Source organism: Ruegeria sp. AB8, from assembly GCF_056542605.1.
Map to the genome: position 1 here is coordinate 192,474 of NZ_JBQGAB010000008.1, position 22,107 is coordinate 214,580.

Here is a 22,107-nt window from a genome sequence, read left to right on the forward strand (position 1 = left end):
CTCCCTGTTGATATTATTTGGTTTTTTGTGTGCTACCCGACGGAACTGAGGAACTGTTTCAGTCGTTCGGATTGCGGGTTTCCAAAGATCTCGGCAGGCTTCCCCTGCTCTTCAATACGACCTTGGTAAAGGTAGACGACATGGTTCGCGACTTCGCGCGCGAACTTCATTTCGTGGGTGACCAGCAGCATGGTGCGCCCTTCGGCGGCAAGATCGCGGATCACTGTCAGAACTTCGCCCACAAGTTCAGGGTCCAGCGCCGAGGTCGGTTCATCAAACAGCATGGCGGAAGGGTCCACCGCCAATGCCCGGGCAATTGCAGCCCTCTGCTGCTGCCCGCCGGACAGGTAGGCCGGGAACGTGTCTTCCTTGCCGCCCAGCCCTACCCGGCGCAACAATTCGTGTGCGCGATCGATCGCCTCGGATTTCGGAACCTTCAGGACATGCACCGGCACCTCGATCACGTTTTCCAGAAGGGTTCGATGTGTCCACAGATTGAACTGTTGAAACACCATCGCCAGCTTGGTTCGGATTCGTTCGATTTGCTTCTGGCTGGCCGGGCTGCCATCAGCCCGCATCGCCACTTCCTCACCGCCAATCACGATCTTGCCTGAGCTTGGCGTCTCAAGAAAATTGATACAGCGCAGCATGGTCGACTTGCCCGACCCCGAGCCGCCGATGATCGCCACGACGTCACCTTGATGCGCGGTCAGATCCACGCCTTTCAGCACCTCCAGATTTCCAAAGGACTTGTGCAGGTCTTCGACTCGGATCGCCTCGCGGCGCGTGTCCGTCAGCTGAACTGATGCAGTGGCAGTGTCCATTTTCCGTGACCCCAAAATTCTGATTGCAGTAAGCCGTGAACCTAGTAATTATGCAAGTGTATAATTACAGCCGTCAGAAAAAAGGAACTATCGTGAGCGAAGAGCGCAAAAAATTCAGGCGGGAATCGGCTGAATCCCGGCAGGAGGCGCTGATTCTGGCCACGCTTGAGCTGGTGGCCGAACAAGGCGTGCGCGGGGCGACGGTGCGGGGAATCGCCGAGCGCGCAGATGTCACCCAGGGACTGATCCGGCATTATTTCAGTTCCAAAGAGGAACTGATCGTCGCCGCTTACGAGCACCACATGAACACAATGACGGATCAAACCTTTGCCCCGGCAAACGGCGCGGCGGCCAGCGCACGCGCCCGGTTGATCGCTTTTGTGACGGCGTCTTTGACAGCCCCGGTTGTCGACCCAAGGGCAATCGCGCTGTGGGCCAGCTTTCTGAACAAGGTGCAGCGCGACCCACAGATGAAGGCGACGCACGAACGCACATACGCCTATTTTCGCGACCAACTGGAGGGGCTGATCGCCGCTTCGATGAAAGAAGCGGGCCGCGCCCCCTCTCCCGCCCGCCTGCGTCAACTGGCCATCGCCTGCAACGCGGTTATTGACGGCCTCTGGCTTGAGGGCGGCGCCCTTCCCGATGCTTTTGCGCCGGGCGAACTGGTCGAAATCGGGCTGCAATCCGTTTCCGCCATCATTGATTTGGATCTAACGCAGGAGAGTGAGCGCCAATGAGGCTGACAGCAATTACCGAACGGCTGGCCGGTTTGGGCGGCGGGAAATGGGAGGTGCATCTGAAAGCACGCTCTATGGTCGAGGCCGGGGCCGATATCGTGGAAATGACCATTGGCGAACCAGATGTTCCAACCCCAACTGAACTGTGCGACGCGGCAGCGGCCGCGCTGCAATTGGGTCGCACAGGGTATTCCAACGGACGCGGCGAAGCCGGACTTTGCGCAGCCCTGGCCGAGGCCTACACCGCAACCCGCGGACGCCGGTTTCTGCCAGAGAACATACTTTGCTTTCCCGGCACCCAGACCGCCCTTTTCACTGTCATGCAGGGCGTCGCAGAAGTTGGCACCGAAGTTCTTGTAGGTGATCCAATGTATGCCACCTATGAGGGCGTGATCCGAGCGTCAGGTGCCGAGCCGGTGCCGGTGCCGCTACGCCCCGAAAACGGATTTCGGTTGCAGGCAGAAGACCTTGCCGCGCACATTACCCCCCGCAGCAGCGCCATTCTTCTCACGACTCCGCACAACCCGACAGGCGCCATCCTGACGCCCGAGGACGTTCGGAAGATTGGTGAACTCGCGATAGAACACGATCTTTGGATAATATCCGACGAAGTCTACGAGCATCTGATCTTCGAGGGTGCAGAGTTTGCATCTCCCCTCTCTGATCCGGCGCTGGCAGACCGGGTCATTACAGTCTCTTCGATCTCCAAGTCGCACGCGGCCCCCGGCTTTCGCAGCGGCTGGTGTGTGGGCCCGGCCGAGTTCTGCACCGCGCTGTTGCCAGTCTCGGAAACAATGCTGTTTGGCAACCAGCCCTTTATTGCTGACATGACCGAAAAGGCCGTGCGCGAGGGGTCATCGGTGGCTGCCGGTATGGCTTCGCGCTTCGCGGCGCGTGCTGCGCTGCTGGAAAACCGTCTGCACACCGAATCCGGGCTGACCGTCCACCGGCCCGATGCCGGCATGTTTGCCTTGGTCAACGTCTCGGCCAGCGGATTGGACGGCGACGCCTATGCCTGGGACCTGCTGGAGCATGGTGTTTCGGTCATGCCCGGCTCTGCCTTTGGCGAAAGCCTCAGGGACTGGGTTCGGGTTGCTCTCACCATTGACGACGACAGTTTTGCCACCGCACTGGACCGCATCGTCGCCCACGCAAACCGCAAGAAACGGAGCGTTGCATGACCAACCAAACAGTCGGCGAAGCGCTGGTCGCCGAGTTGAAGCAAAGGGGAGTCTCCTGTGTTTTTGGCATTCCCGGCGTGCATACGGTCGAGCTTTATCGCGGTCTTGCAGCCTCTGGCATCCGTCACGTGACACCACGACACGAACAGGGCGCTGGCTTCATGGCTGACGGCTATGCCCGTGTCTCGGGGAAACCGGGCGTTGCCTTTGTGATCACGGGTCCTGGCCTGACAAACACGCTGACACCAATGGCCCAGGCCCGGGCGGACTCAGTCCCAATGCTGGTGGTTTCAGGCGTTAACGAACGCAGCACCTTGAATCGGGGACTTGGCCATCTGCACGAACTGCCCGATCAGCACGCGCTGGCCAAAACTGTTGCGCTGGTTTCCGAGCATGTCGAGCAGGCTCACGACCTGGGCACCGCTCTGGACCGCACTTTTGCACCCTACTCCGCGGGTCGACCCGGCCCAACTCATATCCAGATCCCGCTGGATGTCGCAGGACTCGCAGCGCAGAGCGCCGTGGCCCCGAGTGCCAAGGCCTGCCCGGCATTGGACCCAACACGGATTCAAGACGCGGCAGACCAATTATCGGCGGCGAAGAAAGTGGTCATCCTTGCTGGCGGCGGAGCAAAATCGGCCGGATCGCAGTTGCAAGCTCTGGCAGAACGCCTCGATGCGCCGGTCGTGCAAACCGCGAATGCCCGCGGGTTGATTCATGGTCATCCGCTTACCGTACCAGCAAGCCCCAGCCTGAAGTCCGTCCAAGCACTTATCGAAGATGCCGATTGTGTCCTCGCTGTGGGAACCGAGCTGGGCCCCACCGATTATGATATGTATGCAACGGGGAAAACTGCGGCCATGTCCCGGCTTATACGCGTTGACATTTGTCCGCACCAGTTGGCTCGCCACGATGTCGCGATTGCTATCGAAGGCCGCGCTGACGAAGCTATGACCGCGTTGTTGAAAGCCCTGCCCGGCAAATCAAACCAAAACGCAGGGGTGGCCCGCGCTGAAAAGACCCGCACCGCCGCGTATGAAGAGATCGGTCCGAACTATCGTGCTCAGGTCCAAATTCTGAACGAAATGCGCAATGCGGTGCCGGGCGCGCTGATGATTGGAGATTCCACTCAGCCGATCTATGCGGGCAACCTCTACTACGACCACGACCGCCCCGGCGGCTGGTTCAATGCCGCTACCGGATACGGTGCGCTGGGCTATGGTATACCTGCAGCCATCGGCGCTGCGATCGCCGCCCCGGACGCCCATGTCATTTGTATCGCTGGCGATGGCGGCGCTCAGTTCTCGCTGCCCGAGGTCATGGCCGCAGTGGACGAAAACCTGCGCATCACCTTTGTTCTTTGGAACAATCACGGTTACGGCGAAATCGCGACCTCGATGGAAGCCGTGGATGTGAAGGTGATCGGGTGCGACCCGACCCCGCCTAAATTTTCCGCCGCGGCTGCCTCGTTCGGCATACCCTACACACGCGTACCACCAGACCCGAGGGCCATTGCGACCGCTCTGGCAGCGGCCAGCGCTCAGAATTGCCCCTCCATTCTGGAAATTGACATTGCCGGACGCAATCCGGATCAGGAGTGACCAATGCGAAATCCGACCTTTGAGTTTACCCGGGCCATCACCCGTAGGCCCGCCTCGACCATTGCTGACGGTCTGCGCGCCGAGGACATCGGCAATCCCAGCCTGGATGGTATGCTGGCTGCCCATTCAGCCTATGTCGAAGCCCTGCGCAGCACCGGGGCCGACGTCATTGAGCTTGAACCGCTTAACGCGTTCCCGGACGCCCAGTTTGTCGAAGACACTACGCTGTGCCTACCGCAAGGCGCTATCCTGATGCGACCCGGCGCGCCCTCGCGGCTGGGCGAGGTGGCTGAAATGGCACCGACAATCCGCGCCTGCTATGACGATGTTCGCGAGATCAAAGGCCCCGGCCATGTCGAAGGCGGCGATATTCTGGTGACCGGAAAAGAAATCCTTGTCGGCCGCTCTGACCGCACAGATGCTGCAGGCGTGGCAGAACTGACCAAGATCGCCAGTGAATGGGGCCACTCCCTGCGTGAAGTCTTTACGCCGGACGGCGTCTTGCATTTCAAAACGGATTGTTCGTTGATGGATGCCGAGACGATCCTGTCGACCAGGCGCCTTGATGCGTCAGGCTGTTTCGAAGGCTACAGAGTCCTGCATGTGGCCGATGGTGAAGAAGCCGCCGCAAATGCTATCCGCTTCAACAACCTTGTTCTTATGGCCGCTGGTTTTCCACGCACGGCAGAGATGTTGGACAAAGCGGGATATGAGGTTATCCAGATCGACAACACCGATTGCGCCAAGCTGGACGGCGGCATGTCTTGCCTGTCCCTGCGGTTTTGATCAGTCGGGCAACGCGTCAAGAATAGAGTCTCGGTCCAAGGCACGGTTCTGGCAATAGCACTGGCGGAACTTTCCGCCTGTGTCGGACCCCTATCGAAACGGAGACTACACGGTCGGCGATGATAGCTTCACCATAGGCGACCTCGCGCTGAACTGTGTTTCAATTACCCTCGCGAGTAACTAACGGGCGGGTTGTAACAGTCGTAAGGGAACTCGGTTTCTCGAAAAAACCGTCTGCGCACAGCAAAATTGCGCGCGAAAAGGACTACCTCAGGCTCTTTGTTTACAACCTGACAACAACATTAACTGAAAGTGAACAATGTATTCTCTATGTGTTCAACCGTTTTCGACCATAGTGGGTTCACTAAGTCGGACGGAACGAAATGCGTCCGGTTTGATGGAAGGGAACATGCATGGAAAAAACTACCACAGCGATTGCGATGCACACCCCCCCCGCGGCAAAGCAATCATCCAGCGCTGTCGTCTGCAGCGGCGTGTCGAAAAACAAAGATTCGAGCAGCGGTCGCTTCCCTCCTATTGAAAACGCACTCATCAATATTGTGAATAACAAGCGACTGATTGAGGCGATGAGGGACGTCTGAGTTACCGCAGACGATCTCTCGGTTCCCTTGGGTGTCGTCTTCCCCGGGAACAATACGAAGCTAAAGCCCGCTCTGCGCCAGAGCGGGCTTTTTCTTTGCATATTCAGATGTGATCCGAGTTATGTCTTGGCGTTCAGTAGGTGATGGGCCAGCCAAGGGGTTGGAAATGATTTGGCTGGCCCGACCTCTCGCGCCTCCGAATTCGGAAAGGCGCGAAACTCCTGATTTACAACCCCAGCAACGACTTGACCGCCGCTTCGACTTCATCTGTGACCGGCTTGTTGGCCGCATTCTCCAACGCCTCACGTTCCCTAAGCGTCTGATCCTCCAGCTGGCCCTGCAGGTCCTCAACTTCAGAAACAGCGTCGTCGTAATTGCTTGCAGCTTCCTGTTCGGCAGCTAGCTCGGCAGCGGTGTCCCTAGATTCCTGCAGTTCGGCATTCGCCTCGTCCAACTGCGCTTCGATATGTGGGTCTGTACCCCCGGCGTCGGCAAGTTCCTGTTCCAATTCCGCCACGCGCTCTTCATCCGCGCGCACATCAGCTTCGGCCGCTTCGAGTTCATCTTCGATTTCACCTATGGGACGTGAAGGTGGTTCCAGTCCGTTCAGAAGATCTTGGGCGTCTTGCAGGTCGTCGCGCAGTTCGTCTCCTTCCAAAACCGTATCGCGGTATGTTGCAATACGACCGACACGCGAGTTGGGCGCGGCGTTCTTCAGAGCGGTCTCACTGGCGTGAGCAGCATTCAACGCACCCAGTTCAGAGGGGTGTGCGCCCAGAATTTCAGCCCATGATTCGTCTTTTTCGCGGGACAGAGGCCGAACGGATTTTGCAACTTGCACGGTAGACTCGGTGCTCCGCGCCACGCGCTGCGATTTCCGCTTGGGTTTTTCTGTTCGGTCGCTGGATTTCTTGCCCGTAAACAAATCTTTCAGAGAGAAATTGCTGCTCTTTGACGTGTTCGATTTCCCGCTTCCGGAAGCGGACTTTCTGCCACCTGTCTTCCCGGCGGACTTCTTGCTGCCGCCTCTGGAAGTCACTTTGCCTTTGGCGTCTTGACCCTTTCCGGCACCTTTGTTCCCCTTTCCGGCGCTGTCGTTGCCCTTGCCGCCACCATTACCGCCGTCGTTTCCGCCGCCTTTACCTCCTCCTTTGCCGCCGCCATTTCCACCACCTTTTCCTTCTTTCGCATAAGCAATGTCGGGAAACGTGAACGCCGCGACGATCGCGGTTGACCCAATCAGGGAGATCGCGACTGCGGAGGCTTTCAGCAGACCGGAAAATTTGGTTTTCATAACGGACCTCACGGGCTCAGTGTTGCTTCAGGCGTCAACATTTCATGTTGGACGCAAATGTATTTGACCCCATTTGACCATATTGTGGTTGAACTCACGCCTAACTGCTGGTTCATCACCAGTTCACATTGAAGCCGGTAGAGTTTGAGTATGTTTGTGCGGCTAAGACTTTCAGGATTGGGGAACCTGCTTGCAACTGCGGGATTGATTACCTGTTTTGTGACAGGTGACGGCAACGCTGCTGTGCGCGAGCTTAAACAATCCGAATTGCGGCACGCCACAACATCAGGCGGTGCCATTCGCCTGAAGAGGGTTATCAGAGGTGTTGAAAAGGTTTTCGGCGGAACCCCCGTCGACGCCCGCGCCTTTGAATCCGATAAGGTTTACTATCGTATCCTGGTCAAGAAACCGGACGGGAAGATCATCAGCGTCATCGTGGACGCCCAGACGGGTGTCGTCGTGTCCAACCGGTCTCGCGTCAGCCGCGAGATTACAAATGCAGCGCGGGCGAAACCCGGCAATTCGGCCAATTCCGGTAGAGGAAGCGTGCAGAATACCAATAGCAAAAGTGCCAACAGCGACAGCAGAGGTAATTCCGGCAACAATCGCGGCGGCAATGGAAACGCTGGTGGCAACGGCAATGGAAACGCCGGTGGCAACAGTGGCGGTAATGGCGGCGGCAACGGTGGCGGTAATGGCGGCGGCAACGGTGGCGGTAATGGCGGCGGCAACGGTGGCGGTAATGGCGGCGGCAACGGTGGCGGTAATGGCGGCGGCAACGGCAATGGCGGTGGCAAGAAATAACTGATGATCCGTCATCAATTCGCCTGTAGTTTCAAATCATGAGAATCCTACTTGCAGAAGATGAACCGCGCCTGTGCGAGCAGATCAAAAAACTACTGAGCGCCGAAGGTCGGATCGTCGATGTAGTCCATAGCGGGGTTGATGCGCTGCATATGGGGTCGACTGAACCCTACGACATGATCATTTTGGACATCGGCCTTCCGGAACGTGACGGGATTTCCGTTTTGCGAGATTGGCGCAGTGCCGGAATAAAGACGCCTGTTCTGATCCTGACCGCCCGAGACGGCTGGAGCGAGCGGGTGGACGGTCTGGATGCAGGTGCAGATGACTATATGACCAAGCCTTTTCACATGCCCGAACTGGCGGCCCGCGTCCGTGCGATTTTACGGCGACAGAGCGGACAGCTGAACCCGGTCATCGAAATGGGAAGCGTCCTTTTGGACACAAGAAACGGGCGTGTCTCCGTGGACGGAATTCCGGTTGATCTGACCGCACAGGAAATCGCCGTCCTCACCTATCTGGCCCATAACCCCGGGCGCCTGATCTCGCGCACTGAATTGTCGGAACATATCTATGAGTATGACAAGGATCGGGATTCCAACACAATTGCCGTATTTATTACGCGCCTGCGCAAGAAGCTGGGACCGGACCTGATCACAACGGTTCGGGGTCGCGGATACATGATCGATTCTGCCTGATGCTTTCGCTGCGACAACGGGCATTGCTGGGCGGAATATTGTCCGGAGCAATGTCTGTGGGTGTGGGCACGCTGGCGGTTTTTTCCTACATCGATTCCCGGGTTTCCCAGCAGTTCGATACAACGCTTCGGGACCGGCACACACAACTGATCGTTGGACTGAGTGTCACCACCGACAATCCCGAAGCACTGCGTGATCTGATTTTCGATCCGGCATACAGTACTCCATATTCCGGGCGATACTGGCAGGTGACAAGCGAGGCAGGCGAAGTTTACTCCTCGGCTTCCCTTTTCGATGAAACCCTCGCCGAGCCGCAAGATGCACCCGACACAGTTATGCTGTGGAACACCGATGGGCCGGAGAATGAAGCGGTCCGCGGCATATATCAGAAGATCACCTATGAAGATGGCACGATCTGGGGCATCAGCGTCGCTGAAAACCGCGACAAGCTCATCGCGGAACGCCGGGCCGCACAACGCAGCCTAATCCCGGTTTTTGGGCTGGTTGGCCTGATAGGCATCGCCGGTTCGCTGTTGCTGATGTCGGCCATTCTTGGGCCGCTTCGCAAACTGCGGTCAGATGTGGCCCAGCGTTGGAACGTGGACGAAGACCTCAGACCGGAAGACTACCCCGAGGAAGTGTCGCCGCTTGTCCAGGGCCTCAACCAGCTATTGCAACGCAACCGCGACATTGTCTCCGGGTCCCGCAGGCAGGCGGCTGATCTTGCACATGCGCTGAAGACACCGGCCGCGATTTTGCAGAATGAACTGGATAGTTTGTCCGAGGCCGGGGTGGACATCAAAACCGCACAGGAATCTCTGGATCGGATCGATGCGCAACTTGGCCGCTCTCTGGCGCGAATGCGCGCGATGAACACTGCCGAACTGACCCATTCCCGTACAGACCTGTCAAATTCCATCGACCGGCTTGCAAAGCTGTTTTCCCTGATGGCCGAGCGTGAACAGAAGACATTAAAGGTGGCGACCATTCCCGGCCTGTGGGTTCGAATGGACAAGCAGGACATCGAAGAGGTTCTAGGAAACCTTCTGGACAATTCAATGAAATGGTGCCGGCAGATTGTGCAGGTGACAACGACGCGGCAGGACCAGTTTATCGAAATTCGGATCGAAGACGACGGACCGGGAATTCCCGAAAATGACCGACGCGAAGCGCTTCGGTCCGGGGGGAGGCTCGACACATCCGTCACCGGCAGCGGCTTGGGGCTGGCAATCGCAGTGGATCTGCTCACGGCATATGGTGCCAGTCTTGATCTGGGCAGGTCGGAAGAACTCGGTGGTCTGAGGTGCAGCATCGTGATCCCATTGGGTTCTCATGCTGGCGCCAGTTGAAGCATGGCGGTCCAGCTTACGGGAACGGGTAAAATTCGAATTTGCTTAGTTAGCCATTGGTGCTTAGACCAGTTGCTTCAAGCTCGATTGGATGCAACTGCCGATCCGGTGGTGATGGAGTGATCCCTAAGAGCAGCATAGATTTCATGGGCATCTCGCAGTCGCGAAAGTTCAAAGTTATCGGTCCTGACCAGGTCGGGTTTTGAATGAAAATACTGTTCAAAGCTTTGGGTGGCGGGTGACAGCCCAAGCAAGTCATACAAGGTTTCCATGGTTGCCTGTGGGGCGCTACGCAGGTCGTCCTGAAACAACAAAATGCACTGATCCTTATGCTTCAGAAGCGCCTTGAAGGCGCAGATCCAGTAGTCCAGCCAATAGTCCAGCCTATGTGTGTCTTTGCCGACCGGATTGAAGTCCTTAAACAAGAAGGGTTTATGCAGATCTCCGAACTCGAAATGTCCGATATCGGCCATGTTTCGGGTTACGAAACTGTCCCGAGCCTGAAGCTTGCTGAAATTGTTGTGCTGGCGAAGCAGAGACTCGGCATGGCATTCCGGTCGCCGAACCGGAACCACGATCCGGCAATCCGGGAAGGATTTGAGCAGATAGGGAATTCGGGCAATGTTCGCGTTATTCTTGGAGCAATAGCGCGTTTTCGGCACGTCATTTGGACCCGCCTGACAGTTCCGCGCTCTGATGATGCGGCTCATGTGCTGTCGCAAAAACTGGTCTGCCCGAGGGTCTGTGTCGCCAACGTCCCAAAGTGGAATCGAAGTCCCCCGGTAGCGTTCTGGCCAGAACGCTTTCCAAAGCACTTCCTCTAACGCTTCCGGGCTATCAAGGTCGATCTCCATCCCGTCGCCGTGGGCGCGCTGCCGCCGCCGGACGCCGCGATGCTGACCGCCGGCTATTTTGTTCCACATAACAGGAGCCGTAATAAATGGCATATCCCGGTACATATGCGTAGCTACTTCGGGCGCATCGTGCAGTGCGTTGAGGACTGCCGTTGTGCCGCCGCGAGCGAGAGAGGTTACGAATACCGGTCGCTGCCCATCAGAAGTGCAAGACACCCTTACCAGGCGATCTTCTAGCCGCGCGCCCAGTTTCAGCACCGCCGGGCCTGAAAATGCAAGATTATGCACAAACTGGTCGATCGACGAGTACTGACCCCCTTCATTATCTTCCGAAGCATCGGCACGACGTAGCCAGCTGACAATCTTGACGCCCGCAAAGGCAACAACCAATACCACAACGATGTAATCCAGGCGAAGCATGAGCCCAAGTACCGCTTCACCTGCCACAACGCCTGCCCAATCCGCCAATGCAATCGGCAGACCTGTCGCAGCCAGGGCCAGCGCGATGCGCCATGTCAGATTCAGACCGCCCGCCAACAGCTTCAACCCCGCCTGCCTTGCGGCCTTTTCCTTGGCGTCGTCCGAAAGCTGATTGTCAAACAGTGCAGTGACACCCGCCATGCAGGTGCTCACACCGTTTTGGGCCGTCCCTGCGATGTTTGTTAGCCACAGGGCCAGAATGAACCCTGCAACCGCCAAAAGAGAAACGGCTAACGCTGACGTCATGGTGCGGAATCGGCCCTTTTCTTCCGCCCCCCGATCCACCGTTTGAGCGGGAACCAGACCAGACCGACGATCAGAAAAATCACACCCAGAATGACAGCAACCGTAACGGCTATCGAGCCTAACCCTGCTCCGGGGCCGATATAGGCTTGTGCCGGGCTCGGCAGCAGTAATAAGACGGTGCAGATAACCAAAATAGGCTGGGCGATGCGGCCTACGAGCGTGTGTTTGCTAAGCCGGTTCATTATGCGCATTCCTTCCAATCGACTTCAAAATAGTCCGGTGGATAGAGTTTCGAATTGGTGATCTCACCAACAAATTCGTCATCATATTCATTTACGTATTCCCAGATCACCTTGCCTGTTCTGTCCACTTCCAGAACGCGCCCGGCGTCAAACTCGGTGATCAGCATGCCGCCGTTTTCCAGAATTTCGTGCTGCCCGCGTACGACCGACAACATCTCCTGACCCGGTTTGCTTCCGAATACGGCTTCCGTTTCGCGGCTCACCGGGTCAATCGCAATGATGTTGGTGTCGCGGGGCGCATCCAGCCGGGTTTTCTCGGTTGGTGTGTAGGACGTAAGGTAAGCGTTGTTGTTGAAGATCAAAATTTTCCCGTCCGAGCGGAACTCGGGATCGTGCTGCCGAACCCAGGGACCCGTCTGGTACCACTTTACTTTCCGGGTGGTCGCATCAACTACCATCAAAAGATTGAGCCCCCGCATAGAGATCACCCAATCTCCTGCGCTGAACAATGGAAACTTGTCCGCCAATTCCAAAGGCAGCTCGTCAATTTTGTTGGCATGAACCAACTCATTACGCGCCACATGCGATGGCTTAATCTCCCGTCCGTTGGCAGTCAGCAACGCGGACAGCCCGCTGTCGATAATGATGCCGGGTATCGAAACGCGCTCAAGGACCTGACCCTGTTGATCGAGTCTCAGGATGGTGTCTTCCAGTATCGTCTCGTTTGTTGCGGGGGTCGAAAAGGGTGGAAAGCGATCAACAACTTCAGATGCCATCCATTCGTCCCGGCCACGCGTCAGGTATCCTCCGTTTTCCGATGTAACTATCGAGTGGTGGGTTTTTTCGTTTAGCGTCCAGAGAACCCCGGAACATCGGTCCAGCTTCACAGCTCCGCAATACTCATAACTGAAGACAAGCTCGCCTTTCTCGATCAGCAATGCGCCATGAACGTCCGTCATCAAAGGGTTGGTGAGATGACCGCAAGGGCGTGTGTCGGCATCGGGAAAATGCTTAGTGTAATTCAACGACCACTTGCGGATGACGCTACCGTCACGGTTCACAAGCCTGACCTGGTTCTCACCGTCAAAGAAACCCATCAGCAGAATGGTGTCCTGACGGCCCGGCTGACTATTGATTACAACACCGCTGCCTTGTTTGCGCGTCGGCTGAAGATGTTTATGGTATGCCCGCGCCTCTCGTGTCAGGGATTTGTCCACGAATAGGACTTTGTAAACTGAGCGGAGCTGTGGAACAGGCGGCCAGTTTTTCCTTTGCGCGACTATCCCGAAAAGCACCGAAGAAAAACAACGGTGATGAAGAGACAAGCCCAGAACACCCGTTCGGGCAGCTTTTCGAACTTAGGTTTCTTATTGCCCACTTTATTCACTATCAACGAACTCAATACTCAAACATGTCACCGGACACGCGGCTCAGACTCATAGCCCAACGTTCTGTTTAGCTAATTGAATTCGCTTCTATTGAGGCGTCGAGAAACTTCTGCCGTTCAAATCTGTAGATGACCCCCTGGAAGTATGAGTTAGAGGTCGAAGACCGTAATTTTCAAACAATCCAGCCTTCTTCGAACGTTTTGTTTCCCCCCCTCAAGACACATGCTTTTCACTTAGCTTCACAGCCTAAAGGTGACTATGCTTGACCAGCTTTGAACGCACTGAAAACGCCCCGTTCATCTTCAGTTAATTTTTCCGTTTGAAAGCAAACGGATACGCCTATCCAGGAAGCTCATCCAAAAGTAGCCTTACTGAAGTCACATGGAGCTAATTTGTGGAGCTTTCCAGAGCTGTATCATTTTGGTTCGACAGAGCCCTCGTGCAACAAGTTCATCACACCAAAACATTCGATTTCAAACATGAGTGTAGATTTGTTGCGTCTCTGTGTGCTTTTTTCAACCGTTATAGAAGGAGGGGACAGAGAAATGAGACGACCACTCGGAGCCGGGCTTATTTGGCTATTTCTTTGGTTCGCAGCGATTTCAACTACGTTTCCTGCCAGCGCGCAAGAAACGACGGCCGAGCCGGAAACCGTTGAAGTGGAAGATAGTAGTCTTCTGGATGAGGTCGTCGATCAGGCAATATCGGCGGATGACCTGGAAGTCCTGCTAGTCCCCTTGACCGCTGAGGAGCTTAGCGAGGTCGCAACCACTTGGCAGGGATATGTGCGCTCTCAGCTCGAAGACATTGCTCGGATTAATCTGAGACTCCGGTCAGCAAGCGAAACTCAAGAAGATGGCTTGAGATCGCAGTTGTCTTCCTTGAATGACACCGGATCCGAAATTTTGGACAGCTATCGCGTGGTGCTCGAGGCATGGACATTGAAAGGTGCGAAGGCCGAGGATCTGACACCGCACACCGACTATATTCTCGCTCTGAAAGCCGGCGCCCTAAAAACAACTGATCTTCAAACACTTTTCCAGAACGCCTGGGCCTGGCTGATTTCCTGGGACGGGGGCATCGGTCTGCTGATGGCTGGTCTGGGGGTCTTGCTGGCCGTCTGGGCCATGATGTTCGTCGCCCGAATGGTGCGACGGGTAACCGAACGTGGATTAAACAAAATTCCGACGATTTCGAGGATGCTGAAAAGGTTTGTGGCCACAACCGTATATTGGGCTGTATTTGTCCTTGGCATACTGGTCGTTTTGGCACTGTTCGGCGTGAACGTTACACCCCTGTTTGCCATACTGGGCGGTTTGTCCTTCATCCTGGGCTTTGCATTGCAAGAAACGTTGGGCAACTTGGCAAGCGGCCTGATGATCATGGTCCTCAAACCGTTCGACACTGGCGACTATATACAGGTCGGCGGTTCATCGGGCTTTGTGGACGAGATGTCCGTGGTTTCAACGAAAATCAGAACATTCGACAACCAGATTATCGTGGTTCCGAACAGCAAGATTTGGGGCGACGTGATAACCAACGTAAGCGCGTCGGAAGAACGTCGGATCGATCTGGTTTTCGGCATCGCGTATTCGGACAACGCGGCCCGGGCAATTGAAGTTCTCAAAGACCTGGTGGCGCAGCACAAGCTATGTCTGAAGACGCCAGAACCCGAGGTTTTCGTAGGAGAGCTGGGAGACAGTTCGGTCAATATCTTCTGTCGCCCATGGTCCAAGTCCGAAGACTATTGGACGGTCTATTGGGACCTCACTGGGCAAGCGAAAGAGAAGTTCGACCAAGAGGGCATTTCGATCCCCTTCCCACAACGGGATGTTCATCTGATACCCGTGGAGGGAGCAAAGTCATGAGAGCTGTATCGCTTTGGTTCGCGTCCTTTCTGCTTGTGTGCGGTGTCGCATTTGCCCAGTCAGAAGAAACTCTTACCCCGCCGGAAGAAAGAGAGGATCCAGAATTTATCGCTCCGGTCGTTATCGACGGTGAGGAGTTGTTCGTGGTTCGAGGCTCAAGTGCTTTGCCTGCCACGGAACGAGCCAGAAAAATCGAAGAACGGATAGCCCAGGTCGCTGATGCTTCCAACAAGTCAATTGTCCAGTTGCTGATTTCGGACGCTGAATTCGGGAAGCTGATCCGCGCCGACGGGCAAATGGTTACGATAACCACCCAAGCGGATGCCGAGCATGAACAGATGGCGATCGAAGTCCTAGCCGGGCTGCAAGCAGAGGCGATCGAGGCTGCGATCCTGCAATACCGGGATGCCAGGTCCAATGAGGGCAGAGTCGACAGCGCGATGGCTGCATTTGCGTGGACGGTGATCTTTGCCCTTGCGTCTTATGGGTTTTTTGCAAAGCGGCGAAAGCTGTTGAGATACATCAGAAATAGTCTGGAGAAGAGAGCAGAAGGCGTCGAGGAGGCCACCAAGTCGATCTTGAGAAGCAGGGCAATTGCCTCGATCATCGTTTACTCGATCCACATATTGATGTGGGTCCTGTTTCTGTTCTTCTTTTACTACTACCTTTCATTGGTGCTGCTGTCTTTCGCGGAAACACAGGACATCGCCCAGATCCTTTTGAAATACATCAGCGAGCCGCTCATCAGTGTCGTGTTGGCTATCGTGGGGTACATCCCAAACCTGATCATGCTTGTGATCATTGCCGCTGTGACGCGGATGGCAATTCGCGGCATCGATCTGTTCTTTGAAAACCTTGAGAGCGGCGTGTTCGAGCTCAAGGACTTCGAAGATCACTGGATTGCACCCACGAACATGTTGGTCAGGGCTTTGATCATCGTGATCGCGTTGGTGTTTGCGTACCCCTATATTCCGGGATCTGACTCCCGTGCCTTTCAGGGTCTGACAATTCTGGCCGGCATCATGGTTTCGCTTGGCTCGAACACCGTTGTTTCAAACATGATGGCTGGTTTGTTCGTTATCTACAGGCGCAGTACAAACGTAGGTGATCGCATTAAGGTCGGCGACAAGATCGGGGACGTCACCGAGATAAAGCTGATGGAAACTCTTATCAAATCCGTCAAAAACGAAATGATAAGTATTCCAAACGCGCAGCTTCTCAATTCCGAAGTCATAAATTACTCGCGAAAAGTGGATGGTCGCGGGATATTGGTGCATACGACGGTGGGAATTGGATACGAAGAGTCACCAAAGAAGATCAAGGCGATGCTTGTGGAAGCAGCCCATCGCACGCAAGGATTGAAAAAGAACCCTGAACCATTTGTGCTTTGGACCCAGTTGGCCGACTACGCAATCAACTATGAAATCAATGCGTACACGTCTCGTGGATCGAGCCTGCCCAAGATACTGTCCGATCTTCATGAGAACATTGTCGACGTGTTCAATGAAAACGGAACGCAGATAATGACGCCGTCCTACATTGCGGACCCACCAGAACCGAAAGTTCCGACAGAGGAATGGGACGGAAAGCTCGCGAATACAGCCGAACAAACCAAGTGACCTTGCCCACTATGGGAGCAGTTGGATCGGGGCCGCGCAACAGGTAGAGTTACAGATGTAGTCTTCAGGGCGTTTGGAGGTTTCAGATGATAAAATGGGCACTGTCCGCAGCTTTCGTGCTTAGTGGGAGCTTTGCTTTCGCTGCCGGTATGGAACAATGGGGTAAGTCCGGAGACTGGAAAATCCTGATTGATCCTGAGAAAGGCAACGGGTGTCTCGCCTGGAAACCCTTTGAAAACGATATGACGGTCGAAATAGGGGCCGCCCCCAAACAGGGTGGCGGCTTTTTCGCAGCCTACAATCCGGCCTGGGTTCAGATCGAGGATGGGGCGACGGGGATTGTTAAGTTCGATTTCGGTGACGCTAAGTTCGAAGGCGAAGCGGTCGGGGTTTTCAAGAATGGCGTCCCGGGAGGTTACGCCTATTTCGATAACCCTGCATTTGTAGGTGAATTCGGAAAGCGTCAAAGCGTCACGATCATTGGCGAAAGTGGAACCGAGGTAGAGCTCGATTTGAGTGGGTCCGCCAAAGCCATTGAGGCCGTTCTGGCGTGTCAGGAAGAACAGCCGCAACCGCTAAACGAATAAGACCATGCCAGGCTATTCCAATTGGGAAATATCCGGCACGCAAGGTTGCCTGTCTGCCGGCATTTCGTCTGCACCATCAGGTGCTTCACTTCTTGAACCGCCCACGTCCAGTTTGAATTTCGGCGATGAAAGCCGACCGGTCACATCGAACGGCCATGCACTTCGGGACAAAGGTTTACCAACCCGGCGGGGCTCCGCTCTGATCGCAATTGTATCGTTCAACCAGTCTACCTGCCCCCTGGCCACCAATTGGACCGAGCCCGTCTCAACCACTATGGAGTTCGAGCTCACCTGTCCGGCTTCAATGCGTACTGGCGCCACCACACAGGTGATGTCGGTGTACCCTTGACGAAACTCCTCGGAGAACAGCCACGGGAAAATACCAAGCCCTGCCAGTTCCAGCAGGCTGGTGCTGACATAGCCTTGCGACATCGACAAAGAGGCGTCGCCGCGCATTGAATTGATGAAGGCTTTGCCGGACGCCGTACTGCCCGAAACGTTGAACTCACCGCTCAAACGCCCATAGGCATCGATTCCGATACCCAGTTCATCAAGGATCTCACCGAACTCCCATCCAGACGTGGAGCCGGACAAGGAAAGCCAGTCGGGTGAGTCAATCAGGTCCATCACCGCCCGCAGGCTGAAGTTTCCACCACCATAGGCCATCTGGAGCGGGCCAAAATCAACCGTCCCTTCCTTTGCGGACAACTGGCTTGAAACAGATGTTACCCCTTGTTGGCCTACAATCTCTTTGAATTCGATCTGCACCTCAACATCAGCCTCTTGCAGCACCCGCTGCACATCCAGAAGATCGGCAGGCTTGCCATTCTCCTTGGGCAAGACCAACGGCTGGACATCCGTTTCCTTCGGCAGAACCAGGGGCTGTACGTCGGTTTCAACTTCTTTCGCGGCCTCGCCCACCAAGCTCTTAAGTTGGTTCAGCGTCGCAGTCAGGTTCTTCAGGTCGCCAAGATCGAGCCTTTCGCTTGTAACGTTGCCACGAACAACAGAAGCGCCCTCGGGAAACTTTGCGCCCAATGCGGCCAGAAGGTGTGACGACCCGGCTTCAAACACGATCGAGGCATCGAAATCGTCGCCCTGTTTCGAGGTTTCTGCATCAATGGCCAGCGCACCAACTGGGACAGGTTCCAGATTGAGCGCGGTCAGAAACTCGGCCCCGTCACCCACATCCAGTTCAACGTCGAAATCGAGACCTGCCAACCCTTTGATCTCGTTCACAGACAGCGCTAGATCGAGCGCCCAGAGATCGGTACCGTAGGTGGTTGCGTTGAACCTGTCGAGAGAAACCGGCCCACCCTTGTTGGACAGGCTGAAGTCGGCGTTAATACCACCAAACTGGTCGACGAAATCTTCATCCAGATTTGGCAGAATCAATCTGGCAGGTCCGTTTAGGGTTCCCTCAAATGTCACATCCTGAAGCTGAAGCAGGTCAAGGATTTCGCCTTCCGCCTTGAGGACCGGATCCTCGACCGGCCCGGCTTGCAAGGTAATGCCCAACATCGCAAGCCGACCATCTGGCATACGGCGAATGCGTTCGATGGAGGCTGGCCCAATAACGTCCAATCCTTGGTCAAATGCGTTGGTTTGAAACAGAAGCTCTTCAAACTCGAATGACTCCAGCGATCCAACCATGTGCATTTCAAACGCCGTAAACTTCAGTTCCCGGATACTCTTGGCTGCTTGCGGTGGCTGTCCTTCGGGGTGAAGTCGCGCGTCAAAAAGCAGATCGACGCCTTGGGCTGCGTAGAGGTCTTCAATGGACCCCTCAGCCGAAAGCTGCTGTCCCTCCGCGAGGCTAATCGTGGTTGCGAAACTCTCGATTTTCAGAGTGTCCTGCGACACAAGCTCGGCTTCAAGTTGGCCATTCCCCTCTAGAACGCGCTCCAACCCGATGACTTCAAGAAAATCACCGAATTCACCAGTGTCCATCTGCAGGACAGCGCGATAGCCTCCGCCTTTGTCCTCCGACAACGGCTCGCCATCGTAGTTGACCGTCATCTCCCCGAAATTGGCGCGCGTCGTAAACGGCGCGCCGTGCGGATAATCGCCGTCTATCTTGAAGCTTTGGCCATTGACGGCACCTGCCCCTGAGACCTTTGTTCTTTGTCCGTCATCCACCTGTTCGAGGCCGAGCGACTGAAGGTCAAACACAAACGAAAAGCCCGAGACTTGGTCATCAATGGTCAGCCCTATCGAACTGAAACTCACGTTCTTGTCGCTGAGAAATGCGAGGATTCCGCTGCCTTCCGCGTTACTCTCGGCGGGCTCCTCGACCTCGGCCAAAGCGTCTTGATTGTCCTCTGACTGAGCGCTTGCGGGTTTTGGCTTTGGTGGCGTTTGACCCTTTTGCCAGCTTGTCGTGCCGTCAGACGACGTAAGAAAATTGGCCTGAAGGCCGTCCACCACGAGATTGTCAAACTGAATTCGACCGTTGGCCAAAGCCGCAATATCCAGTTCCAGCTCCAGACGACTTAGCTCGGCAAGTGATGTATCTGCCATTGTCAAGCTAGGGATAACCACGCCGCCGACATAGATGTGCGTGATACGTCCAAGCGCGACGCTCACATCGTCGTTGACCAAAAGTGGTCGCCCGATTTGTTCCGAAAGAACTTGTTCGACAAGGCCGCGCCGCATGTCTGAAAACAACGGCGCAGCCAGCAACAACCAGGCAAAGGCGATTGCTGCGAAAACGAGAAACGCGACAATGCCGAATATTCTAAATAGCCAAGTCCTCATGCGTTCCCTTGTCGCCGCTCACACAGGCTAGTTTACCTCGAAAACGGAAATCTCCAACCATTCTGGCAGTTTGGCCCGAAAACAAGGTTTCCTTGTGCCGCGCTTTGCGCACTCAGCGGTCCAAAGCCGCAAGGATGCGCGCATCCCGTTCGTATGGGTCTTCGCGGAAGTGAACGACCCCGTCCTCAACCCACGCCGTCCAATAAGTCAGGAGAACCGGCATCGGCTCGGGCAGGTTGATGCGGGTTGTCTTTCCGCTATCCAGAATGGACTGCATTTTTTGTCGGCTCCAGTCCGGCTCCCCTTCCATCAGAAGGCTTGCGAATTCGAACGGATACTCAAGGCGAACGCAGCCGGAACTGAGGTTCCTTTCGTTTCGGTCAAAAAGACTGGGGTCGTTGGTGTCATGCAAATACACCGCGTACTTGTTGGGAAACATGAACTTGACCAAACCCAGCGCATTGTCCGGGCCCGGTTGCTGAACCAGCGTGACGCCGGGGTTCTTTGCCCCCCAATTCACAAGATTGGCAGGAATTGTCTGCCCGTCTTTGTTCCGCACCACATAATTGTTACGCGACAGATAGGTCGGATCCTGGCGGATGCGAGACAACTTGTCTTTGCGAAAAATCGAAGCGGGAACGGTCCAGGTAGGGTTGAACTCCATGTATTCGATTTCATCCCGGAACACCGGGGTCTTTCTATAGGCTGACCCCGTAATCGACCTGGTGGTCCAAAGCGTACCATCCGATTTGACCATGTATGTGCGGGCGCCGGCAATGTTCACCAGCACGAACTCGTCGTCGATTTCCCGCATCAGCCAACGGCCTCGTTCCAGACTGAGACGCAGCTTGTTTACACGGTCTTCTACGGGTTTATTGAGTGACCCGAACGTCTTGCCGCCAATAACCCCGTCTGCTTCCAACCCGTGGCGACTTTGAAAGCTCTTAACCAACTCGACCAGGTTATCATCGTAAACCCAAGCCGGGTTTTCACCATCTTGGCTGGTATCCGACGAAGCGCCTGCTCCAGCATAACCCTCTGCCACAAGCCTTTCGCGCAGTTTTGCAACGGCCGGATCCACCATTTCCGGCTTCAGAACAGTGTCTTCGGGAACTTTGGTCCAGCCCCCTTGCGATGCGATGGCTCTGTATTTGCTCAGTGCGTCAACAAGCATCGCATATTGGGCGTTGTCGATGTCGATGCGTTCAATTAATGCGCTAAAGCCCTCCCCCTGAAGAAACTGGTTCAATACCGTGGCTGGATCTTGTTGAACTACCGGTTTTGAGAAGTTCCAGTCGTCGTCCAGTGCGTTTGGGTCAACTTTCCCAAACACCAGATGGTGCACAAGTTTGACGGCGGCATCGGTCGCCAGAATGTCGAAGAAAGCCTGATCCGAGGCATCCCCACCCTGTGAGGTTATTAAGGCGGTTCGAAGTTCGTCTAGTTTGAAGTCATCGGGTCTGAACCCCTGATCAATGGCCCCATCCAACTCTTCAAAAAGTTCGTCAACCAGTTCATCGCGTGTCCATACCGGCGCAAAGCCCCGTTCTTCGTAGAAACGCGGCACCAGGACCTTCGCATTCAGGCTTTTGCTGTTGGGAAGTGCGCTACCAGCGTTGTCGCTTGACACCAGAAACGCTTCAATCTGTTTCGAGACTTGATTTGCAATACTCAGGTTGGGACATACCAACAGCATTGCAGTTAGCGTCGTTGCGAGCATCGACTTATAGTGTTTCACCATCCCCTCCCGTGACGTTCATCTACATTTATCCCTTGGTGAGGAGAATTCTACAACCAGATGTATACTCGGGTTTTAGTAATCCATAGATGTAAATTTAGTATCTGGATTCAAACTTCGTTTCTAAACAGACCGTTGCACTGAGCATGACGAATGGGAAACTGTTACCCATTAATGAGCTTGGTAGAACATGGAGGCTTACAAATGGCGCAAACCAAAGATGCTGGTTCCCGAGTTTGCTGCCCGGCTGGGTCGTGCTATTGACGAACTATCGCCAACTGAAGCGTAGTTGTCAGTGACGAGGGTTTGCCGGATTTAAACGGATGTCCGCGCTAGCAGCTCAATACATTTACAAGCCCCGTAGGGTCAGGACCCATTGATTTCCAGCGGTCGGCATGATTCACGGCTGAAAAACGAGCGGTGAACATGTCTGATCTTTTCTGGTTGAC

At 55.3% G+C, this 22,107-nt stretch carries 18 protein-coding genes; 10 read left to right on the plus strand and 8 right to left on the minus strand.

The genetic code is table 11. The features are described from left to right. Positions 1-32: 32 nt before the first annotated feature. On the minus strand, positions 33-824 hold the full coding sequence (locus ACR0CG_RS10615) for an ABC transporter ATP-binding protein (protein WP_480524698.1): 792 nt from the start codon (positions 822-824) through the stop codon (positions 33-35). 92 nt (positions 825-916) lie between these two features. Between ACR0CG_RS10615 and ACR0CG_RS10620 the strand changes: the two genes are divergently transcribed. The 5 genes from ACR0CG_RS10620 (at position 917) to ACR0CG_RS10640 (ending at position 5,734) form a co-directional block, all read left to right on the plus strand. Next, entirely contained in the window at positions 917-1,564 is a 648-nt protein-coding gene (locus ACR0CG_RS10620; protein ID WP_480524700.1) for a TetR/AcrR family transcriptional regulator, read from the plus strand. After that, on the plus strand, positions 1,561-2,745 hold the full coding sequence (locus tag ACR0CG_RS10625) for a pyridoxal phosphate-dependent aminotransferase (protein WP_480524702.1): 1,185 nt from the start codon (positions 1,561-1,563) through the stop codon (positions 2,743-2,745). Before ACR0CG_RS10620 ends, ACR0CG_RS10625 begins: the two co-directional genes overlap by 4 nt. Next, positions 2,742-4,346, plus strand: coding sequence for a 5-guanidino-2-oxopentanoate decarboxylase (locus ACR0CG_RS10630; protein ID WP_480524703.1), 1,605 nt, complete (start codon positions 2,742-2,744; stop codon positions 4,344-4,346). The genes ACR0CG_RS10625 and ACR0CG_RS10630 overlap by 4 nt, the downstream gene beginning before the upstream one ends. A 3-nt stretch (positions 4,347-4,349) precedes the next feature. Then, the gene (locus tag ACR0CG_RS10635) at positions 4,350-5,132 is read left to right on the plus strand and encodes an arginine deiminase family protein (RefSeq protein WP_480524705.1); all 783 of its coding nucleotides are present in this window, start codon (positions 4,350-4,352) and stop codon (positions 5,130-5,132) included. A 413-nt stretch (positions 5,133-5,545) separates the two neighbouring features. Then, complete coding sequence (locus ACR0CG_RS10640) at positions 5,546-5,734, plus strand: hypothetical protein (RefSeq protein WP_170617162.1); 189 nt, start codon at positions 5,546-5,548, stop codon at positions 5,732-5,734. Between the two features lie 226 nt (positions 5,735-5,960). Here ACR0CG_RS10640 and ACR0CG_RS10645 read toward each other — a convergent pair whose 3' ends face one another. Both ACR0CG_RS10645 and ACR0CG_RS10650 read right to left on the minus strand, forming a co-directional pair. Further along, positions 5,961-7,028: a hypothetical protein gene (locus ACR0CG_RS10645; RefSeq protein WP_480524708.1), complete on the minus strand. Its 1,068-nt coding sequence runs from the start codon at positions 7,026-7,028 to the stop codon at positions 5,961-5,963. A gap of 285 nt (positions 7,029-7,313) precedes the next feature. Continuing rightward, positions 7,314-7,847, minus strand: a complete 534-nt coding sequence (locus tag ACR0CG_RS10650) for a hypothetical protein (protein ID WP_480524710.1) — start codon at positions 7,845-7,847, stop codon at positions 7,314-7,316. 23 nt (positions 7,848-7,870) lie between these two features. On the opposite strand from ACR0CG_RS10650, the gene ACR0CG_RS10655 reads away from it, so the two are divergent. Both ACR0CG_RS10655 and ACR0CG_RS10660 read left to right on the plus strand, forming a co-directional pair. Then, on the plus strand, positions 7,871-8,530 hold the full coding sequence (locus ACR0CG_RS10655) for a response regulator transcription factor (protein ID WP_170808303.1): 660 nt from the start codon (positions 7,871-7,873) through the stop codon (positions 8,528-8,530). After that, positions 8,530-9,879, plus strand: coding sequence for an ATP-binding protein (locus tag ACR0CG_RS10660; RefSeq protein ID WP_480524712.1), 1,350 nt, complete (start codon positions 8,530-8,532; stop codon positions 9,877-9,879). The genes ACR0CG_RS10655 and ACR0CG_RS10660 overlap by 1 nt, the downstream gene beginning before the upstream one ends. Before the next feature lie 77 nt (positions 9,880-9,956). On the opposite strand, the gene ACR0CG_RS10665 is transcribed toward ACR0CG_RS10660, so the two are convergent. The 3 genes from ACR0CG_RS10665 to ACR0CG_RS10675 are packed head-to-tail and all read right to left on the minus strand — an operon-like array spanning position 9,957 to position 12,918. Beyond that, on the minus strand, positions 9,957-11,459 hold the full coding sequence (locus tag ACR0CG_RS10665; RefSeq protein WP_480524714.1) for a sulfotransferase: 1,503 nt from the start codon (positions 11,457-11,459) through the stop codon (positions 9,957-9,959). Continuing rightward, positions 11,456-11,701, minus strand: a complete 246-nt coding sequence (locus ACR0CG_RS10670) for a hypothetical protein (RefSeq protein WP_480524716.1) — start codon at positions 11,699-11,701, stop codon at positions 11,456-11,458. The genes ACR0CG_RS10665 and ACR0CG_RS10670 overlap by 4 nt, the downstream gene beginning before the upstream one ends. Continuing rightward, positions 11,701-12,918 (minus strand): arylsulfotransferase family protein, encoded by a 1,218-nt coding sequence (locus tag ACR0CG_RS10675; RefSeq protein ID WP_480524717.1) that lies wholly within the window; start codon positions 12,916-12,918, stop codon positions 11,701-11,703. The genes ACR0CG_RS10670 and ACR0CG_RS10675 overlap by 1 nt, the downstream gene beginning before the upstream one ends. A 716-nt stretch (positions 12,919-13,634) precedes the next feature. Here ACR0CG_RS10675 and ACR0CG_RS10680 point away from each other — a divergent pair. The 3 genes from ACR0CG_RS10680 (at position 13,635) to ACR0CG_RS10690 (ending at position 17,163) form a co-directional block, all read left to right on the plus strand. Further along, positions 13,635-14,957 carry a mechanosensitive ion channel family protein gene (locus tag ACR0CG_RS10680; protein WP_480524719.1) on the plus strand — a complete coding sequence of 441 codons (1,323 nt, stop codon included), beginning with the start codon at positions 13,635-13,637 and terminating at the stop codon, positions 14,955-14,957. Beyond that, on the plus strand, positions 14,954-16,576 hold the full coding sequence (locus ACR0CG_RS10685; RefSeq protein WP_480524721.1) for a mechanosensitive ion channel family protein: 1,623 nt from the start codon (positions 14,954-14,956) through the stop codon (positions 16,574-16,576). The genes ACR0CG_RS10680 and ACR0CG_RS10685 overlap by 4 nt, the downstream gene beginning before the upstream one ends. Positions 16,577-16,662: 86 nt before the next feature. Further along, positions 16,663-17,163, plus strand: a complete 501-nt coding sequence (locus tag ACR0CG_RS10690) for a hypothetical protein (RefSeq protein WP_480524723.1) — start codon at positions 16,663-16,665, stop codon at positions 17,161-17,163. Positions 17,164-17,175: 12 nt separating this feature from the next. Here ACR0CG_RS10690 and ACR0CG_RS10695 read toward each other — a convergent pair whose 3' ends face one another. Both ACR0CG_RS10695 and ACR0CG_RS10700 read right to left on the minus strand, forming a co-directional pair. Further along, positions 17,176-19,920: an AsmA family protein gene (locus ACR0CG_RS10695; protein WP_480524726.1), complete on the minus strand. Its 2,745-nt coding sequence runs from the start codon at positions 19,918-19,920 to the stop codon at positions 17,176-17,178. Positions 19,921-20,032: 112 nt separating this feature from the next. Beyond that, the gene (locus ACR0CG_RS10700) at positions 20,033-21,661 is read right to left on the minus strand and encodes a L,D-transpeptidase family protein (RefSeq protein ID WP_480524728.1); all 1,629 of its coding nucleotides are present in this window, start codon (positions 21,659-21,661) and stop codon (positions 20,033-20,035) included. Between the last annotated feature and the right edge of the window lie 446 nt (positions 21,662-22,107).

What these genes read in the sequence shown, in the direction of transcription:
- ACR0CG_RS10635 (WP_480524705.1), top strand. Translation starts at nt 4,350, where the DNA reads ATGCGAAATCCGACCTTTGAGTTTACCCGGGCCATCACCCGTAGGCCC.
- ACR0CG_RS10625 (WP_480524702.1), top strand. Translation starts at nt 1,561, where the DNA reads ATGAGGCTGACAGCAATTACCGAACGGCTGGCCGGTTTGGGCGGCGGG.
- ACR0CG_RS10690 (WP_480524723.1), top strand. Translation starts at nt 16,663, where the DNA reads ATGATAAAATGGGCACTGTCCGCAGCTTTCGTGCTTAGTGGGAGCTTT.
- ACR0CG_RS10655 (WP_170808303.1), top strand. Translation starts at nt 7,871, where the DNA reads ATGAGAATCCTACTTGCAGAAGATGAACCGCGCCTGTGCGAGCAGATC.
- ACR0CG_RS10685 (WP_480524721.1), top strand. Translation starts at nt 14,954, where the DNA reads ATGAGAGCTGTATCGCTTTGGTTCGCGTCCTTTCTGCTTGTGTGCGGT.
- ACR0CG_RS10640 (WP_170617162.1), top strand. Translation starts at nt 5,546, where the DNA reads ATGGAAAAAACTACCACAGCGATTGCGATGCACACCCCCCCCGCGGCA.
- ACR0CG_RS10665 (WP_480524714.1), bottom strand. Translation starts at nt 11,459, where the DNA reads ATGACGTCAGCGTTAGCCGTTTCTCTTTTGGCGGTTGCAGGGTTCATT.
- ACR0CG_RS10680 (WP_480524719.1), top strand. Translation starts at nt 13,635, where the DNA reads ATGAGACGACCACTCGGAGCCGGGCTTATTTGGCTATTTCTTTGGTTC.
- ACR0CG_RS10615 (WP_480524698.1), bottom strand. Translation starts at nt 824, where the DNA reads ATGGACACTGCCACTGCATCAGTTCAGCTGACGGACACGCGCCGCGAG.
- ACR0CG_RS10660 (WP_480524712.1), top strand. Translation starts at nt 8,530, where the DNA reads ATGCTTTCGCTGCGACAACGGGCATTGCTGGGCGGAATATTGTCCGGA.
- ACR0CG_RS10700 (WP_480524728.1), bottom strand. Translation starts at nt 21,661, where the DNA reads ATGGTGAAACACTATAAGTCGATGCTCGCAACGACGCTAACTGCAATG.
- ACR0CG_RS10650 (WP_480524710.1), bottom strand. Translation starts at nt 7,847, where the DNA reads ATGACGGATCATCAGTTATTTCTTGCCACCGCCATTGCCGTTGCCGCC.
- ACR0CG_RS10670 (WP_480524716.1), bottom strand. Translation starts at nt 11,701, where the DNA reads ATGAACCGGCTTAGCAAACACACGCTCGTAGGCCGCATCGCCCAGCCT.
- ACR0CG_RS10630 (WP_480524703.1), top strand. Translation starts at nt 2,742, where the DNA reads ATGACCAACCAAACAGTCGGCGAAGCGCTGGTCGCCGAGTTGAAGCAA.
- ACR0CG_RS10695 (WP_480524726.1), bottom strand. Translation starts at nt 19,920, where the DNA reads ATGAGGACTTGGCTATTTAGAATATTCGGCATTGTCGCGTTTCTCGTT.
- ACR0CG_RS10645 (WP_480524708.1), bottom strand. Translation starts at nt 7,028, where the DNA reads ATGAAAACCAAATTTTCCGGTCTGCTGAAAGCCTCCGCAGTCGCGATC.